This is a genomic window from Polaribacter vadi (assembly GCF_018861005.1).
In the GTDB taxonomy this organism is placed as follows: domain Bacteria; phylum Bacteroidota; class Bacteroidia; order Flavobacteriales; family Flavobacteriaceae; genus Polaribacter; species Polaribacter vadi_A.
This window is the reverse complement of the sequence record NZ_JAHKQL010000016.1, coordinates 241615-257709: the sequence shown is the minus strand read 5'-3', so window position 1 is coordinate 257709 and position 16095 is coordinate 241615. Positions and strand designations below refer to the sequence as shown.

At 28.7% G+C, this 16095-nt stretch carries 21 protein-coding genes; 7 read left to right on the top strand and 14 right to left on the bottom strand.

Annotated elements, in window-relative coordinates; translation table 11 throughout:
- The first annotated feature begins 6 nt into the window (after nucleotides 1–6).
- Both KO506_RS09440 and pth read left to right on the top strand, forming a co-directional pair.
- Complete coding sequence (locus tag KO506_RS09440; protein ID WP_215994654.1) at nucleotides 7–600, top strand: 50S ribosomal protein L25/general stress protein Ctc; 594 nt, start codon at nucleotides 7–9, stop codon at nucleotides 598–600.
- Between the two features lie 96 nt (nucleotides 601–696).
- Complete coding sequence (pth, locus tag KO506_RS09435; RefSeq protein ID WP_215994653.1) at nucleotides 697–1326, top strand: aminoacyl-tRNA hydrolase; 630 nt, start codon at nucleotides 697–699, stop codon at nucleotides 1324–1326.
- A 67-nt stretch (nucleotides 1327–1393) separates the two neighbouring features.
- Here the strand turns inward: pth and KO506_RS09430 are convergent, their stop codons facing one another.
- The 8 genes from KO506_RS09430 to KO506_RS09395 form a co-directional block, all read right to left on the bottom strand.
- Complete coding sequence (locus KO506_RS09430) at nucleotides 1394–1930, bottom strand: hypothetical protein (protein WP_215994652.1); 537 nt, start codon at nucleotides 1928–1930, stop codon at nucleotides 1394–1396.
- A gap of 74 nt (nucleotides 1931–2004) precedes the next feature.
- Complete coding sequence (locus tag KO506_RS09425) at nucleotides 2005–2454, bottom strand: 6-pyruvoyl trahydropterin synthase family protein (RefSeq protein ID WP_215994651.1); 450 nt, start codon at nucleotides 2452–2454, stop codon at nucleotides 2005–2007.
- An 87-nt stretch (nucleotides 2455–2541) separates the two neighbouring features.
- Nucleotides 2542–4038 carry a GH3 auxin-responsive promoter family protein gene (locus KO506_RS09420; protein ID WP_215994650.1) on the bottom strand — a complete coding sequence of 499 codons (1497 nt, stop codon included), beginning with the start codon at nucleotides 4036–4038 and terminating at the stop codon, nucleotides 2542–2544.
- A complete protein-coding gene (locus KO506_RS17170; protein WP_215994649.1) occupies nucleotides 4038–4904 on the bottom strand; it encodes a M23 family metallopeptidase in 867 nt (288 codons plus the stop codon). The genes KO506_RS09420 and KO506_RS17170 overlap by 1 nt, the downstream gene beginning before the upstream one ends.
- A 44-nt stretch (nucleotides 4905–4948) precedes the next feature.
- Nucleotides 4949–5530, bottom strand: a complete 582-nt coding sequence (nadD, locus tag KO506_RS09410) for a nicotinate (nicotinamide) nucleotide adenylyltransferase (RefSeq protein ID WP_215994648.1) — start codon at nucleotides 5528–5530, stop codon at nucleotides 4949–4951.
- A gap of 61 nt (nucleotides 5531–5591) precedes the next feature.
- Nucleotides 5592–6173 carry a guanylate kinase gene (gene gmk, locus KO506_RS09405; RefSeq protein WP_215994647.1) on the bottom strand — a complete coding sequence of 194 codons (582 nt, stop codon included), beginning with the start codon at nucleotides 6171–6173 and terminating at the stop codon, nucleotides 5592–5594.
- A 73-nt stretch (nucleotides 6174–6246) separates the two neighbouring features.
- Nucleotides 6247–7101 carry a YicC family protein gene (locus KO506_RS09400; protein WP_215994705.1) on the bottom strand — a complete coding sequence of 285 codons (855 nt, stop codon included), beginning with the start codon at nucleotides 7099–7101 and terminating at the stop codon, nucleotides 6247–6249.
- Nucleotides 7102–7149: 48 nt separating this feature from the next.
- Nucleotides 7150–8046 carry a DMT family transporter gene (locus KO506_RS09395; RefSeq protein WP_215994646.1) on the bottom strand — a complete coding sequence of 299 codons (897 nt, stop codon included), beginning with the start codon at nucleotides 8044–8046 and terminating at the stop codon, nucleotides 7150–7152.
- 168 nt (nucleotides 8047–8214) lie between these two features.
- Here KO506_RS09395 and upp point away from each other — a divergent pair, with 168 nt between their 5' ends.
- Nucleotides 8215–8868 carry a uracil phosphoribosyltransferase gene (upp, locus tag KO506_RS09390; RefSeq protein ID WP_215994645.1) on the top strand — a complete coding sequence of 218 codons (654 nt, stop codon included), beginning with the start codon at nucleotides 8215–8217 and terminating at the stop codon, nucleotides 8866–8868.
- Here upp and KO506_RS09385 read toward each other — a convergent pair.
- Nucleotides 8863–9789 (bottom strand): DUF6427 family protein, encoded by a 927-nt coding sequence (locus tag KO506_RS09385; protein WP_215994644.1) that lies wholly within the window; start codon nucleotides 9787–9789, stop codon nucleotides 8863–8865. The two genes, upp and KO506_RS09385, sit on opposite strands and share 6 nt — an antisense overlap.
- Nucleotides 9790–9830: 41 nt before the next feature.
- On the opposite strand from KO506_RS09385, the gene KO506_RS09380 reads away from it, so the two are divergent.
- Together KO506_RS09380 and trmB are read left to right on the top strand one after the other, a co-directional pair.
- Nucleotides 9831–10052, top strand: a complete 222-nt coding sequence (locus tag KO506_RS09380) for a DUF6341 family protein (protein WP_215994643.1) — start codon at nucleotides 9831–9833, stop codon at nucleotides 10050–10052.
- A 9-nt stretch (nucleotides 10053–10061) separates the two neighbouring features.
- A complete protein-coding gene (gene trmB / locus KO506_RS09375; protein ID WP_215994642.1) occupies nucleotides 10062–10733 on the top strand; it encodes a tRNA (guanosine(46)-N7)-methyltransferase TrmB in 672 nt (223 codons plus the stop codon).
- 4 nt (nucleotides 10734–10737) lie between these two features.
- On the opposite strand, the gene KO506_RS09370 is transcribed toward trmB, so the two are convergent.
- Both KO506_RS09370 and aspS read right to left on the bottom strand, forming a co-directional pair.
- Entirely contained in the window at nucleotides 10738–11445 is a 708-nt protein-coding gene (locus tag KO506_RS09370; protein ID WP_215994641.1) for a DUF6503 family protein, read from the bottom strand.
- An 84-nt stretch (nucleotides 11446–11529) separates the two neighbouring features.
- Nucleotides 11530–13284 (bottom strand): aspartate--tRNA ligase, encoded by a 1755-nt coding sequence (gene aspS, locus KO506_RS09365; protein WP_215994704.1) that lies wholly within the window; start codon nucleotides 13282–13284, stop codon nucleotides 11530–11532.
- 106 nt (nucleotides 13285–13390) lie between these two features.
- Here aspS and KO506_RS09360 point away from each other — a divergent pair, with 106 nt between their 5' ends.
- Nucleotides 13391–13750 (top strand): cupin domain-containing protein, encoded by a 360-nt coding sequence (locus KO506_RS09360; protein WP_215994640.1) that lies wholly within the window; start codon nucleotides 13391–13393, stop codon nucleotides 13748–13750.
- A 73-nt stretch (nucleotides 13751–13823) separates the two neighbouring features.
- Nucleotides 13824–14495: a 16S rRNA (cytidine(1402)-2'-O)-methyltransferase gene (rsmI, locus tag KO506_RS09355; RefSeq protein WP_215994639.1), complete on the top strand. Its 672-nt coding sequence runs from the start codon at nucleotides 13824–13826 to the stop codon at nucleotides 14493–14495.
- A 59-nt stretch (nucleotides 14496–14554) separates the two neighbouring features.
- Here rsmI and KO506_RS09350 read toward each other — a convergent pair whose 3' ends face one another.
- The 3 genes from KO506_RS09350 to KO506_RS09340 are packed head-to-tail and all read right to left on the bottom strand — an operon-like array spanning nucleotide 14555 to nucleotide 16019.
- The gene (locus KO506_RS09350; RefSeq protein ID WP_215994638.1) at nucleotides 14555–15052 is read right to left on the bottom strand and encodes a hypothetical protein; all 498 of its coding nucleotides are present in this window, start codon (nucleotides 15050–15052) and stop codon (nucleotides 14555–14557) included.
- A gap of 42 nt (nucleotides 15053–15094) precedes the next feature.
- Nucleotides 15095–15523, bottom strand: a complete 429-nt coding sequence (locus tag KO506_RS09345; RefSeq protein WP_215994637.1) for a hypothetical protein — start codon at nucleotides 15521–15523, stop codon at nucleotides 15095–15097.
- Nucleotides 15504–16019, bottom strand: a complete 516-nt coding sequence (locus tag KO506_RS09340) for an RNA polymerase sigma factor (RefSeq protein ID WP_215994636.1) — start codon at nucleotides 16017–16019, stop codon at nucleotides 15504–15506. The genes KO506_RS09345 and KO506_RS09340 overlap by 20 nt, the downstream gene beginning before the upstream one ends.
- Nucleotides 16020–16095 lie beyond the last annotated feature (76 nt).

Sequence of the window (16095 nt, the reverse complement as noted above, 5' to 3'; positions counted from 1 at the left end):
AAAGTAATGAAATCAATTACAATTAAAGGATCAAAAAGAGAAAGCGTGGGTAAAGTAGCTACTAAAGCCTTACGTAATGCTGGTATGGTTCCTTGCGTTATATACGGAGGAGAAACACCAATACACTTTTCAGCAGAAGAAAAAGCGTTTAAAAACTTGGTTTATACTCCAAATGTATACACTGCAAGTATTAATGTTGATGGACAAAAAATTAGCGCAATTTTACAAGACATTCAGTTTCACCCAGTAACTGATAAAATTTTACACATCGATTTCTATCAATTATTTGATGATAAAGAAATTACAATGAACATTCCTGTAAAATTAACAGGTACTTCTCCTGGTGTATTAAATGGTGGTGCTTTACGTTTTACAAACCGTAAATTAAAAGTAAAAGCTTTACCAGTAAACTTACCAGACTTTGTAACAGCAGATATTTCTAAATTAAAAATTGGAAATAAATTATTTGTAACGTCTTTAGCTAATGATGATTATACATTCATGCATCCAGACAACACAGTTATTGTACAAGTAAGAACTTCTCGTAACGCAACTGTTGGTGAAGATGAAGAAGAAGAAACTGAAGCAGCTGCAGAATAAATTTCTGTAAATAGAATATAATTTAAAGCGTTACAGAAATGTAACGCTTTTTTCTTGTCTTTAACTTATTTCAAGAACTTATACTATTTTTGTAAAATGAATTTTAAAAACTTCTTTTTTAAATTATTAAACTTTAAAAAAGAAACTAAAGAAGAATTAATGAAAAAGTTTTTAATTGTTGGTTTAGGAAATATTGGCGACAAATACACTAACACTCGTCATAATATTGGTTTTAAAATTGTTGATGAAGTTGCTGAAGAACATAATGTTACTTTCGAAACCGAAAAATTAGGCGATGTTGCTACATTTCGTTTTAAAGGCAGAACTTTTATACTACTAAAGCCTAGTACTTACATGAATTTAAGTGGTAAAGCACTTAAATATTGGATGCAAAAAGAAAAAATTGAAATCGATAATATATTAGTTGTTACTGATGATTTAAATATCGATTTTGGTACTATTAGAATTAAAGCAAAAGGTAGTGATGGTGGTCACAATGGCCTTAAAGACATCCAAGAGAAATTAGGTACCAATAAGTACCCTAGATTTCGTTTTGGTGTAGGTGCTAATTACTCTAAAGGAAGGCAAGTAGATTTTGTACTTGGTGAATGGGATAAAGAAGAAACAAGCCAATTGATAGAGCGTTTACCAACATCAGCCAAAGTAATTACTTCTTTTGGTACTGCTGGTTTAGTAAATACAATGAATACTTTTAACGGAAAATAATTGTCTAAAATCAACTAAAAATCAGAAAAACTATACAGATAACTTTTCTGATTTTTTATGTTATTTGTTACTCGTTTCTAGTAAAACCTATATTTAGCGTTTTATAAATAGTATTAGAACCTTCAGCTGTTTCGCTATCTTGTGTAATACTTATTATATTCTCGGTAAAGGTTTCAATATTAAATGTACCTTCTAAAAAATCTCCAGTAGTTGGAATAAAATTAATGGTATTGTTTAAAGTATTTATTTGATATGTACCTTCTGAATCTATAGTTAAAAGCTCTTCGTCTGTTGTGGTTGCTCCTCCATTTGGTGTGGTCGTTTTTATCTCTCTGAACAACCCACTAACTTCATAAGTTCCGCTTGCTGTAATATCAAAAGAAATTTGAAAGTTTGCACCAACAATTGTTGATGTAGCTAAATCTACAACAGCTCCAGAAGAGGAAGTTGCAGTTTCGCTTTCGTTACCAGTTAAACTACTTACTTCGTAAGTCCCTGCAATATTTGCATTCGATAATAAATATTGTGGTTCATTATCAGTATCACTACAACTTAAAATTGTTGCAGATAAAAAAAGTAATAAAATATATTTTACATTTTTCATAAGAATAAATTTTTGTCAAATATAACGTGTAAATCCTAACACTATTGTGTTATAATGTTACTAATATGCTAAAACTAGTTTTCGCTAGCAAACCATTCTGCAAAACTAGTATCTGTTTCTTGCAGTTTTATAGAATGTAATTTTATGTTTTCTGGCAATCGTTTCTTAATTTTCTTTGCAAAATCAATCACCATCATTTCACTAGTTGGCTGATAATCTACTAAAATAACATGATGCCCTCTCTTTTGCAATTCATGTGCTAATTCTACATGAGGTGTGTTTTTATTAAAAACAGTTGCATGATCAAAAAGATCTACAATTTCTTCATTTACAATCTTTTTTAAATCTCCAAAATCGATAACCATACCAAATTTTACATTTGTATTATCATCTATTGGTGTACCAGTAACAGTAACAGAAAGTTTATAAGAATGGCCATGCACGTTTTTACACTTTCCATCATAACCATATAATGCGTGCCCTGTTTCAAAATTAAACTGTTTTGTAATTCTAATTGTACTCATTAACGTCTGCTTCTAAATTTGTTGTAAAAATATGCAATAACTAGAAATACTGCTAATCCTATAAATAAATAATCTCCTCCCATTTTTTTAATTCTTTAAAAAACCTTGTAAAACATCAGCAATTTTTCTGTTATCAGATAATTGCGGAATCTTATTCTGGCCACCAAATTTACCAATAGATTTCATGTAATTATGAAAACCTCCTTTTTTTACTTTTCTAATGATTAAAGGACGTAATACTTTACCTTCAATCAAATCAAAATAATAAATATTTTGCTCTTGCATAGAAGCATCAACCTTTAATGCAAAATCTTCTATATCTTCTGGCTCATTTTCAAACTCAATAAACCATTCGTGAAAAGGCAAACCACTTTCTGGATTTACTTGTGGAGCCACAGTAAACTCACTAATATTAATGTTAGTTCCTAAAATAGAATCATTTAATGCTTTTTCTACTTCTTTACCTATAACGTGTTCGCCAAAGGCGGATATAAAATGCTTTATACGACCTGTAACTTTAATTCTATAAGGTTTTGTTGATGTAAATTCTACAGTATCACCAATATTATAACCCCACAAACCAGCAGTTGTATTTAAAATGATAACATAATTTACACCCATTTTTACATCTTTGATGGATATTCTTGTAGGGTTTTCATCAAAAAATTCAGTTGCAGGTATAAATTCGTAAAACATACCTGAGTTTAATTGCAGCAACATTCCTTTTTCTGTTTGCGAATCTTGATATGCAATAAAACCTTCTGATGCAGGATACAATTCTATATAATCGATCTTTTTACCAATTAAACTTTCAAACTTGTTTTTATAAGGTTCAAAATTTACGCCTCCATAAATAAAGAAGTTAAAATTCGGGAATAATTCAGAAACCTTTTTACCTGTTTTCTCAATCAGTTTTTCGAAATACATTTGTACCCAAGAAGGAATTCCACTAATTACAGACATATCTTCATTAATAGTTTCTTCTACAATTGCATTTACTTTGGTGTCCCAATCTTCAATACAGTTGGTTTCCCAACTTGGCAATCTATTTTTAAGCAAATATTTAGGCACATAATGTGCTACAATTCCACTAAGTCTACCTAATTTTACTCCATTTTTATCAGTTAAAACTGGGCTACCTTGTAAAAATATCATTTTACCATTTACAAAACTAGCATCATTTTTTTCTACGATATAAAACAACAAAGCGTTTCTTGCAGCTTTAATATGCGTTGGCATAGAATCTTTTGTAATAGGTATATATTTTGCCCCAGAAGTTGTACCTGAAGTTTTTGCAAAATATAAGGGTTTACCTGGCCAAAGCACATCAGGTTCACCTTCTACAATTCGATCTACATACCCTCTTAAACCTTCGTAATCTGAAACTTTTACACGTTTTTTAAAATCATCATAAGATGTAATATTTTCAAAATCGTGATCTTTACCAAAGGCTGTGTTCTTAGCTTTTGATATTAACTTTTTAAAAACTTTATCTTGAGTTTTATAAGGGTTATTTGCCCATTTATAAACTCTTTTTATAGAAATTTTAGCAAACGGAATTGCAAATACAGATTTTATACTCATTATCTAAAATCAATTAAATTTGTAGGATTTACTGCATAACCACCACTCCAAAGTTCAAAGTGTAAATGTGGACCAGTAGATAGTTCTCCTGTAGAACCCACGCTTGCGATTACCTCACCAGATTTTACAAAATCTCCTTGTTGTTTCAATAAATTTCCATTGTGTTTGTATACAGACATATAATCATGATCGTGTTTTAAGATAAGAACATAACCAGTTTCTGTGGTCCAACCAGAAAAAATTACAGTACCATCTGCAGTAGCTTTTACTGGTGCATTTTTTGGTGCAGTAATATCTACAGCTAAATGTTTAGTATTAGGGTCGAAACTTTGAGAAATAATACCATTCAATGGCGCAAAAAACACAATTTCTACGTTAGTATCTGCATTATTTTGAATAGGAAAACGATCTTGACTTTCTATTTTTTCTCTAAAAATAGAATCTTCTCTTGTAGCATGCAATAAGCTATCTTTAATTTCTACTTTACCTAAAGAAAAGGCAACAGAATCTATAATTTCTGGTTCAATTTCTCCATTTAAAATAGGTTGTAAAGCTTTTGTGTAGTCGTTTATAATATCTAGTTTTCTTTTTAAAGAATCTGTTTGAAAAGCCAATTTAGTAGCTTTAATTTTTAATTCTGTAGAAGAATAACCCGGAATATATTCTTTAATAGGCGTAAAAGTGATGATAAATGTAGTAACTAAAATCAATAAAAAAGATAAAACACCACCCAATACAAATACATTTAAACGAGATAGTTTTAAAGAAAAACGTTCTTCAAAAGTATTTTCGTTTAAAACTACTAATCTGTATTTGTCAGTTAGTTTTTGTTTTAGTTTCCCTTTTTTTTTGGCTTTTTTATCCACTAAAATATATTAGTATTTATGAGTTAAACGTAAAAATAACGAAACTATTTTTTATAAAAATTCATTTCATCTATATATTCCCAAACTTCTTTGGTTAACATTGGTTTTATGTTCTTTTTATCCTTAATTCCGTTTCTAATCATTGTTGATGACAATTGAATAATTGGTGCATCTACCTTATGAATTTTAGTACTATTTTTAAATTGATGATCTACTGTGCCTTCTGCAATTCTTGGATACACATAAATATGATGATGCTCTAAAATGGTTTCATAGTTTTTCCATTTATGGAAACTTTTTAAATTGTCTTCGCCCATAATTAAACAAAACTCTTTATCAGCATATTTGTCTGATATATGTGCTAAAGTATGCACTGTATAGTTGGGTTGTGGTAATTTAAACTCAATATCAGATGGTTTTATCTTCGAATAATTTTCGGTTGCTCTATACACCAACTCATATCTATGATAATTATCTAATAAAGAACTTTTCTTTTTAAATGGATTATGAGGTGTAACAACCATCCAAATTTCGTCTAAATCTGAATTTTCTACCATATAATTTGCAATAATCAAATGCCCAACATGTATAGGATTGAATGTACCAAAATATAAACCAATTTTCATTTTACTTAAGATGATAGAAAAAAAGCATTGAGAATAGATGCTCTTCTTTATTCTTGTTTTTTTATTTTAACTCTAAAAACTCGCCAACTAATTCTTCTGCTTCTTTTAAAGCAACATCTAGCTCATAGTTTTTAATAATTTTATCAAACTGAGGTGCTGTTGCCAACTCTACAGAAGCTTTTGCAATTCGCATATTAATCTTGTCTTCACTTTCTGTAGATCGTTTTTTTAAACGTATTTTAAGTTCATCTACACTTGGTGGTTTTACAAAAACAGATAAAGTTTCTTCTGGAAATTTCTTTTTAATTCTTAAGCCACCAACAACATCAATATCAAAAATAACATGTTTTTTTAAAGCCCAAATACGCTCTATTTCTGTTTTTAAAGTACCATAAAAATTATCTCTATAAACTTCTTCCCACTCTAAAAAATCATCATTTTTAATATGAGTTTTAAATTCTTTAAGGTCTATAAAATAATAGTCTACCCCGTCTTTTTCCTCACCTCTTGGCGCTCTAGAAGTTGCTGAAATAGAAAACTCTAAATTAAATTTTTCTTGTTTTAGTAAATGACGAACAATAGTAGTTTTACCAGAACCAGAAGGTGCTGAAAACACGAATAACTTTCCTTTAAAATCTGACATAAATTTTGTTTTTAGTTGCTAATTTTTGGTTGATGGGTTTTACTACTAACTAAAACCATCAACTAAAAACCAATTAAAGCACATTTAAAATTTGTTCTTTAATCTGTTCTAATTCATTTTTCATTTGAATTACCGCTTTTTGCATTGGTGCAAAATTAGCTTTAGAACCTGTTGTGTTTATTTCACGACCCATTTCTTGTACAATAAACCCTAATTTTTTTCCATTAGAATCTGGTGTAGCTAATGTTTCTAAAAAATAATCTAAATGATTTGCTAAACGCACTTTTTCTTCATTAATATCTAGTTTTTCTAGATAATAAATTAGTTCTTGCTCAAAACGATTTTCATCTGTATCTACTTTTAAATCGTTAATTGCTTTTTGTAAACGCGTTTTTACGTTTTCTATTCTATCTGCATCTAAAGCTTTAACTTCTTCTAAATATTTTTTAATATTATCAATCCTTTCTTTAAAATCTATTTCTAAAGAAGCAGCTTCATCAGTTCTATATTGTACAATTTCTTTAACAGCTTCGTCTATACTTGTATCAATCAGATTCCACTCATTTTCATCTAACTCTTCACGTTCAGTTTTTAAAGCATCTGGCATTGTAACTGCCATTTTTAGCAATTCTACATCATATTCAGAATCAATAACAAGTGTATTTCTTAACTGTTCTATGTATTTTTTAACAACGCTATTATTTACAGTTGTAGATGTTTCATCTGCAGTCATTTCAACAAAAATTGAAAAATCTACTTTACCTCTTATTAAAGATTTTGCTAATTTTTTACGAACAGCTAATTCTTTTTCTTTGTAGTAAGAAGGTATTCTAACGTTTAAATCTAAGTTTTTACTGTTTAAAGATTTTATTTCTATGGTTACTTTTTTAGTTGGCAATTGCAACACAGATTTCCCATAACCAGTCATAGATTGAATCATACAAACTTCATTTTAAATGAACTGCAAATATAAGTTTTATTTGGTTGCTTTATCAACCTCTTTTGTAACTAAAAACACACCTAAAAAGATAATAATTGTAGCTACTATTTTAACAAAATTTAAAGAATCACTACCAACAATTAATGCATAAATTGTTGCAATTACTGGCTGTAAGTATATAAAAACACTAACTGTTGTAGGTTTTAATTTTGATAAGCCATATAAATTAAAAAGATAGGTAATACAAGAGGTAAAGACAATTACAAAACCAATATTCCAATAAATATTTGTAGGTATATCTTGCCAAACTACCTCTTTTAGCTCATTAAAAGAAAAAGGAACTACAAAAAACAGCCCAAATAAATACAACCATTTTACAAATACTATTGGATGATATTTTAAAATTAAATCTTTTGCCAACACTAAATACAAACCATAAGATGCAGCATTTACAAAGACCAAAAAATTACCAAAATTACTATTGGCTGCATTTGCACTTGAAGAGTTACCATAAGTTATTAATAAAATAGCACCTGCTAAACCTATAAAAATTCCTAAAATTCTTTGTAAACCAATTGCTTTTTTTATTATAATACTCGAAAAAACAAGCACCATTATTGGTGAAGTTACCATTATTACAGAAGCACTAATTGGCGCTGTTAAACTTAGTCCTTTAAAAAAAGCTAGCATATTTAATGCTGTGCCAAAAAAGGCTGCTAAAACTATTTTTTTATAATCTGCTTTTTCTATTTTTTGTTGTTTAATAAACAAACCAGCAAACCAAAAAAGCAATGTACCACCAGCAACTCTTAATAAAATAAAAGCAAAAGGCTTTATATAAACAGGCATAACTTCTTTTGCAATTGTATAGTTTACACCATAAATTAATGTAGCTATAGAAACGGCTATTAATGCTAATATTCTTTTATTCATACAACAAATAAATTCATAAAAATTAAGTTTCAAAATTGAGGATAATAATATAAAAAAGCATTACAAATTACTTTAATAATTCAATTTTTAAAAGTTTTAGAGAAATACAAATATCAAAAGAAAACTTTAGTAGTAATAAATTATATTTGTTTTTAAGATTTACAAGAAATGCACATACATTATATTGGCGAAAATAATTCTGTATTAAACACTTTTATATCAGAATTAAGAGATAAAAAGATACAAAAAGATGCTTTACGTTTTCGTAGAAACATAGAAAGAGTAGGCGAAATTTTAGGTTATGAATTAAGTAAAAATCTTTCTTATTCTGGTGTTTATATAGAAACACCTTTAGGTAAAAAGAAGGTTCAATTATCTTATAATGATTTGGTTTTATGTTCAATTTTAAGAGCAGGATTACCTTTACATCAAGGTTTACTAAATTATTTTGATAAAGCAGAAAATGCTTTTATTTCTGCCTATAGACATCATCCAAAAAATGATGCTGATTTTGAAATTGTTGTTGAGTATTTTGCATCACCAGAAATAAAAAACAAAACATTATTACTAGCAGACCCAATGTTAGCAACTGGACAATCTTTAGTTGCAGTTTATGAAGCGATTAAAAAACATGGAATTCCTAAAGAGATTCATATTGTTGTTGTAATTGGCTCTAGAGAAGGTGTAGACTTTATTGAAAAACATTTTCCAGAAAACACTCATTTATGGATTGCTGCTATAGATGAAGAATTAAACAATAAAGGTTATATAGTACCAGGTTTAGGTGATGCTGGAGATTTGGCTTTTGGTGAAAAATTATAGTAAAAAACAAACAATACTACTCACTAGAAAAAAATAAAACACCATATTTTTAAATATGTTTTTCTGAATTAACTCAATACCATTTGCCAAAATAATTGCTGTAGGAAACAAGATAAATATTAGTTCAGAACCATTTTTTTCTGGTAGAAACATCAAGAAAAGAATTAAAACAAAGAAATTATAGATTAATAAAATCCAACTTCTTTTAAATTTATTGTTAACTGATAGCGTATTTATCGATTTTAAAAATATTGCAAAAACTGCAAATATTAAGGTGCTATATAAAATCCACAGATATTTTATTTTACTATAAAACTGAACATCAAAATTTATATTAAAATTAAAAAGGTCTGTAAACTCATCAATTTTATCAAACCAAAAAAAGTAAGCAAAATAAACTAATAATGGTGCTAAAAAACCAATAATTGGAGCTAAAAGTGTATGTATCGTAATTTTATTATGCACATAAATAGCTACATAAACCAAAATAAATAGTAAAGCTGAAAGTGGTTCTAAAACAAAAAAAACACCCAACCAAAACCCGCTATCAAAAAGCTTTTCTAATATTCTTTTAGCTGTATGTAAACTGTATATTTTTCTTAAAAAAAGTAAATAAATAACTGTTAAAATTAAAGTTTTATAACCAATTAATTCTGGTAAAATCATAACAATTAATCCTGTAAATAGAAAATAAGCATAAGAATTATCGAATGTTAAATTATTTTTAGAATTAATAAAATTGAAAAGAAAAAAAATTATTAAAAAGAAAAGAAGTATTGCTCCACTTTTTAATAAATTATCAAAAAGAAAAGCATTAGTAAAAAAAGCGGTATAAATACTAAAAACAAACCCAATAAAAAAGAAAATTAAGAAAACAATAAAATTGATTGGCTTAGATTTGTTTAAAAAATTGGCTAGCATTATTTCTTTTGTTATTTTTGCAGCGTAAAGATAATTAAGTTATGATAGCAAGCAATATATTTAGATGGATTGGTAGTTTATTTACTGATATTTTATTCTTACCTTTTAAAAAATTACGACTAGATGTTGCTACATCAGATTATGGTTGGTGGTTGTCTAATGGCATAAACTGGTTATTTTTAGTAGTACTTTTAGTTCTACTTTACTATTGGATGAGCCAATCTAGAAAGTTTTTAAAAGAAGGTACAGAAGACAGAGCATAATTCTACAACTTGGGAAGCAAAAATAAATTAAAACGTTTCAAAGAAAATGAAACGTTCAAAAATGTCATTCAGCCAACAAGAGAAGAAGTTTTAAATAACTTTTCTCATAAAGGTAAATGGCATTCTTTTTTTAACAACAATAATCCTATTGTTGTTGAAATGGGTTGTGGTAAAGGTGAATACACTATTGCTTTAGCTCGTAAAAACCCGAATAAAAACTACATTGGTATAGACATTAAAGGCGCTCGTTTTTGGAGAGGTGCCAAAACTGCTATCGAAGAAAATTTAGACAATGTAGCTTTTGTTAGAACACAAATTGAATTGGTCGATTTTATTTTTGCTGAAAATGAAATTTCAGAAATTTGGATTACTTTTCCAGATCCGCAAATAAAATTTCAACGTACCAAACATAGAATGACAAACACGAAGTTTTTAAAGAAATACCACACCATTTTAAACCAAGATGGTATTATGAATTTAAAAACTGATTCTGAGTTTATGCATGGTTATACTTTAGGTTTATTACATGGTGAAGGCCATGAAATTATATACGCAAACCATAATGTGTATAATAACGAAGGCGCACCAAAAGAAGTAACAGAAACGCAAACTTTTTACGAAAATCAATATTTAGAAGTTGGTAAAATGATAACTTATATCAAGTTTAAATTAAATTATTAGAGATTTATTTTTTGATTGATAAAATATCTGTACCTAAATATTTATTGTCTTTGTTATAATACCAAGCTCTAATTTTAGGCATTTTTACCTGATTAATTGTTTCTAAACCAGACAATAAAATATATTCGCCACTATCTTTTGCTTCTTTAAAAAACTGATATACTTCCATTGCATAAGTATCTGGATTAAAATAAAAATACCAAGTATCTTTACCCACTTCTTTATTATAAGTTGCTTTTAGCACCAAATAATCTTTTCCTTTAAACTGACGTTTTTCTACTTTTTGATGAATGACAGTACCATCATCTTTCAATTTCATTGGTAAACCATATAAATACGTGTAATAATTTTTATACAAATTTGCGCGCTCACAGTTTAAGCTAAACTTTTTCTTTATTTCTGCTGATAAATTTTGTTTTCCATTTAAGCTGAAACTACAGCTATCTTTATCAACAATAAATTCAGTGATAATTGTATCTCTTTTAGCTACAACAGAAAAATATTGTTTGGGTAAATCAATATTTATTTTACTCTTTCTTTCACCATTTTTAGGAGTTTCCATAATTACAAACAACTCGCCTTTAAAGGTTTCCCAATTTCCATTTGGGTCGTGAAATTGAATGGCTTTCGTTAATAATTCATCACCAGTAATTTCTTGAGAGAATAATGTTATCGAAACAAATAATACTAAAAATGTAAGTAGGTTTTTCATATTTTAAAAGTACTAAAAATTGTTAAACGAAAAAACCCTATAGTTTATAAATAACTATAGGGTTTTCTTTTATATTGAAATATTTTACTCTTGTATATCTAGTTTTAAACTCAACTCTTGCAATTGCTCATCATCAATAAAAGCAGGTGCATCAATCATAACATCTCTACCAGAATTATTTTTTGGGAAAGCAATAAAATCTCTAATAGTTTCTTGACCTCCTAAAATAGCAACCAATCTATCTAAACCAAAAGCCAAACCTCCATGAGGTGGTGCTCCATACTCAAAAGCATCCATTAAGAAACCAAATTGTGCTTTTGCTTCTTCTTCAGAAAAACCTAGGTGTTTTAACATTGTTGCCTGAATTTGTTTGTCATGAATTCTAATTGATCCACCACCAATTTCATTTCCGTTTAAAACTAAATCGTACGCATTTGCTTTAACATCTCCAGGGTTTGTATCTAATAATTCTAATTGACCAGGTTTTGGTGATGTAAATGGATGGTGCATTGCATGGTAATGACCAGTTTCTTCATCTAACTCTAATAAAGGGAAATCTATTACCCAAAGAGGAGCAAATACTTTAGGATCTCTTAACCCTAAACGTTCTGCTAATTCCATACGTAATGCAGACATTTGTGCTCTAACTTTATTCGTTTCTCCAGATAAAACACAAACTAAATCTCCAGGTTTTGCACCTGTAACTTCAACCCATTTTGCTAAATCTTCTTGATCGTAAAATTTATCTACAGATGATTTAAAAGTACCATCTTCGTTAACTCTACAATAAATCATTCCAAGAGCTCCAACTTGTGGTCTTTTTACCCATTTAATAATGTTGTCTATTTCTTTTCTTGTGTAAGCATTTCCACCAGGAACAGCAATTCCAATCACTAATTCAGCATTATTAAAAACTCCAAAATCTTTGTGTTGTGTAACTGCATTTAACTCGCCAAATTCCATTCCAAAACGGATATCTGGTTTGTCATTTCCATACAAACGCATGGCATCATCATACAACATTCTAGGGAATTTCTCCACCTCAACATTATTTACTTCTTTTAGTAAATGTCTGGTTAATCCTTCAAAAATATTTAAGATATCTTCTTGCTCTACAAATGCCATTTCACAGTCTATTTGTGTAAATTCTGGCTGTCTGTCTGCCCGTAAATCTTCGTCTCTAAAACACTTTACAATCTGAAAATATTTATCCATTCCACCAACCATCAGCAATTGCTTAAAAGTTTGAGGCGATTGTGGCAATGCATAAAACTGACCTTCATTCATTCTAGAAGGCACCACAAAATCTCTTGCGCCTTCTGGAGTAGATTTTATTAAATACGGAGTTTCTACTTCTATAAATTCTTGATCAGACAAGTATTTACGAACTTCCATAGCTACTTTATGACGAAAAATTAAACTGTCTTTTACAGGATTTCTTCTAATATCTAAGTATCTATATTTCATTCTGATGTCTTCTCCTCCATCAGTTTTGTCTTCTATTGTAAAAGGTGGCAATTTTGCTGCGTTTAAAATCTCTAACTCAGAAACTAAAACCTCAACCTCACCAGTTGCAATATTTTTGTTTTTAGATTCACGCTCAATAACAGTACCTTTTACTTGAATCACAAATTCTCTACCAAGAGATTTTGCTTTTTCAATCATTGCTGCTGGCGTGCGCTCTTCATCAAAAATTAACTGTGTAATTCCATATCTATCTCGCAAGTCTACCCAAACCATAAAACCTTTGTCTCTTGATTTTTGTACCCAACCTGCTAGTGTAACTTCTGTATTTATGTGTGATGCTCTTAACTCACCACAAGAATGACTTCTGTACATTTCTTTTGAAATTTTTATTTCTAACATTCTTACCTAAGCAAGAATCTTTATTTTGATGTGCAAAATTACACATTTTATCCATTAAAATCTTTGTAAATTTGTTTTTATGAGCGTAGTAAACATTCAAGAGAAATTCAATTTATTTGAAGATAAATGGACTCCTAAAAAAATAGGTGAATTAAATGGACAACAAATTTTATTAGCCAAAGTTAAAGGTGAGTTTGTATTTCATAAACACGACAATGAAGATGAATTATTTTTAGTGAAAAAAGGAGTTTTAGAAATGCATTTACGTGATAAAATTATCACCATAAATGAAGGCGAATTTTACATTGTGCCAAAAGGTATAGAACACAAACCTGTTGCCAAAGAAGAAGTACATATTTTACTTTTTGAACCTCTTTCTACAAATCATACAGGAAATGTTGTTGCAGACATTACTGTAGAAACTTATGAATCTATATAATAAGTTATGAATTATGTGTTTTGAATGATGAGTTAACTAAACACTAATCACTTAAAACTAAAAACTATAATCAATGAGTAAACTATTTTTAGTACCTACACCAATTGGTAATTTAGAGGATATGACTTTTAGAGCCATTCGTGTTTTAAAAGAAGCTGATTTTATTTTAGCAGAAGACACACGTACAAGTGGAAAATTGTTAAAACATTTTGAAATAGCCACTCAAATGCATAGTCATCATATGCACAATGAACATAAATCAATTGAAGGGATTTTAAATAGAATTAAAAGCGGAGAAACTTGCGCTGTTATTTCTGATGCTGGAACTCCTGCAATTTCAGATCCTGGGTTTTTATTAACTAGAGCTTGCGTAGAAAATGATATTGATGTAGAATGTTTACCAGGTGCAACTGCTTTTGTGCCAGCTTTGGTAAATTCTGGTTTACCTAATGATAAATTTGTTTTTGAAGGTTTTTTACCTGTAAAAAAAGGAAGACAAACACGTTTTTTACTCTTAGCTGAAGAAACAAGAACCATGATTTTTTACGAATCACCTCATAAATTGGTAAAAACTTTAGGACACTTTATTGAATATTTTGGTGCAGACAGAAAAGTTTCTGTTTCTAGAGAACTCACAAAAATGTTTGAAGAAACTGTAAGAGGAACTGCCACAGAAGTTTTGGCCCATTTTACTAAAAAACCACCAAAAGGTGAAATTGTTGTTGTTCTTGAGGGGAAAAAGTAAATAAAAACTCCCAATAAATAGATTATTACTTATTGGGAATTAAGTTTTTAAATTATTTACTATTTCTTAGTAGTAATTACAATTACTCCATGTTTCGCTTTGTATTTTTTCATTGCTTGTTCTCCTTTAAAAATTTCCATTTTTTCAATTTTTTCTGGAGTTAAAATATCTAAAGATTTTTTGGTTGAAACCTTTCCATCAATTATAATCATTGGTGCAGGGTTACCTTCTTTTAAATCTCCATTTTCTCTTATTTTCGCATCAGAAAAGTCTAATTTTTTTAAAGCTTTTGTTGTTATTAAAATAGCACCATTTGGTGCATTATATTTTTTTATTGCTTCTTTACCTTTAATCACATTAATAGACGCTATTTTACTTTGATCTATTAATTCCATTGGAAAATCAAACTTTTTACCATCAATAAAAATTACAGGTTTTTTGCCATCTTTTACTTTTACATAAATATTTTCTTCCGATTTTTTCTCTTCTTTATCTTGTGCATTAACTACAGAAATAGAGCACATTAATAAAAAAGCGGCAAATAATAATTTTTTCATTTTTATATATTTAATAGTTAATAATCTTATTTAGATTGAAATTTATTTAGTTTTAGAATAAACGACTACCAAATCACTTTCTAATATAATTCGATGTTGATTTTCTGATGAATTTACATCAGAAAACATATTTTTCGCTTCATTTAATAAAGCTTGTTTTTCGCTAATAGATAATTTATTTTGATGATCTATATTGATGTAAAAGGTAACCAATAATGCAATAGATGCTGCTGCAGAAAATATCCCAATTTTTAGTCTCTTTGATTTTGACCTTCTTTTTTCAAAGGATCCCCATAATTTATCATTTAGATTATTTGGAGCAGTAATTCTGTTATTTTGAATAAAAGTAGCCACTGATTTCATTTCAGGGTTTGACTCATCTACAGCATCAAATAAAAGTTTTTCTTCTTCTAAAGAACTTTCACCAGCCTTGTATCTTTTTATCAAGTTATTAATATGTTCCTCGCTCATAATCGTAATTTTTTTCTAATGCAATCCCTATTTGTTTTCTTGCTCTAGAGAGTAAAACTCTAACATGTTCTATTTTAAGACTCAAAGCTGCTGCTATTTCTGTAAATTCATAACCATCTACATCTCTCATTAAAAAAACCTCTTTTTGTTGTTTAGGCAATTGTTCTAAAATTTTAAAGATGATATTATTTAATTCTTTCCATTCAAGATTTTCAATATCACTTGTTGATTTTAAAACCTTTAATTCGGATGTTGAATCCTCTAAAACCAACGTTTTTTTTCTTAACAAATCAATACAATAATTACGTGCAGTTAAGATTACAAATCCGTTTATATTTGGATGATTTTCTATCTTTTTTCTTTTCTGCCACAATTTTAGCATAATTTCTTGTATAGCATCTTCTGCTTTAGAATTGCTACCCAACAAACGAGCAACCATAGGAAACAATCGTTCTGACAAAGAAAATACTTGAAGCTTAAAATCTTGTTTGGTCATTCTATTTATATAACGTAAAAACTGGAAGGTTTATAACAGAGAGTGTTACTTTTATTTTAAATTTGATTTAATTTGT

Bases quoted from the DNA above. Each gene is read 5' to 3' on its own strand.
- KO506_RS09440 (WP_215994654.1), top strand. From the start codon at position 7: ATGAAATCAATTACAATTAAAGGATCAAAAAGAGAAAGCGTGGGTAAA.
- pth (WP_215994653.1), top strand. From the start codon at position 697: ATGAATTTTAAAAACTTCTTTTTTAAATTATTAAACTTTAAAAAAGAA.
- KO506_RS09430 (WP_215994652.1), bottom strand. From the start codon at position 1,930: ATGAAAAATGTAAAATATATTTTATTACTTTTTTTATCTGCAACAATT.
- KO506_RS09425 (WP_215994651.1), bottom strand. From the start codon at position 2,454: ATGAGTACAATTAGAATTACAAAACAGTTTAATTTTGAAACAGGGCAC.
- KO506_RS09420 (WP_215994650.1), bottom strand. From the start codon at position 4,038: ATGAGTATAAAATCTGTATTTGCAATTCCGTTTGCTAAAATTTCTATA.
- nadD (WP_215994648.1), bottom strand. From the start codon at position 5,530: ATGAAAATTGGTTTATATTTTGGTACATTCAATCCTATACATGTTGGG.
- gmk (WP_215994647.1), bottom strand. From the start codon at position 6,173: ATGTCAGATTTTAAAGGAAAGTTATTCGTGTTTTCAGCACCTTCTGGT.
- KO506_RS09400 (WP_215994705.1), bottom strand. From the start codon at position 7,101: ATGACTGGTTATGGGAAATCTGTGTTGCAATTGCCAACTAAAAAAGTA.
- KO506_RS09395 (WP_215994646.1), bottom strand. From the start codon at position 8,046: ATGAATAAAAGAATATTAGCATTAATAGCCGTTTCTATAGCTACATTA.
- upp (WP_215994645.1), top strand. From the start codon at position 8,215: ATGCACATACATTATATTGGCGAAAATAATTCTGTATTAAACACTTTT.
- KO506_RS09385 (WP_215994644.1), bottom strand. From the start codon at position 9,789: ATGCTAGCCAATTTTTTAAACAAATCTAAGCCAATCAATTTTATTGTT.
- KO506_RS09380 (WP_215994643.1), top strand. From the start codon at position 9,831: ATGATAGCAAGCAATATATTTAGATGGATTGGTAGTTTATTTACTGAT.
- KO506_RS09370 (WP_215994641.1), bottom strand. From the start codon at position 11,445: ATGAAAAACCTACTTACATTTTTAGTATTATTTGTTTCGATAACATTA.
- aspS (WP_215994704.1), bottom strand. From the start codon at position 13,284: ATGTACAGAAGTCATTCTTGTGGTGAGTTAAGAGCATCACACATAAAT.
- KO506_RS09360 (WP_215994640.1), top strand. From the start codon at position 13,391: ATGAGCGTAGTAAACATTCAAGAGAAATTCAATTTATTTGAAGATAAA.
- rsmI (WP_215994639.1), top strand. From the start codon at position 13,824: ATGAGTAAACTATTTTTAGTACCTACACCAATTGGTAATTTAGAGGAT.
- KO506_RS09350 (WP_215994638.1), bottom strand. From the start codon at position 15,052: ATGAAAAAATTATTATTTGCCGCTTTTTTATTAATGTGCTCTATTTCT.
- KO506_RS09345 (WP_215994637.1), bottom strand. From the start codon at position 15,523: ATGAGCGAGGAACATATTAATAACTTGATAAAAAGATACAAGGCTGGT.
- KO506_RS09340 (WP_215994636.1), bottom strand. From the start codon at position 16,019: ATGACCAAACAAGATTTTAAGCTTCAAGTATTTTCTTTGTCAGAACGA.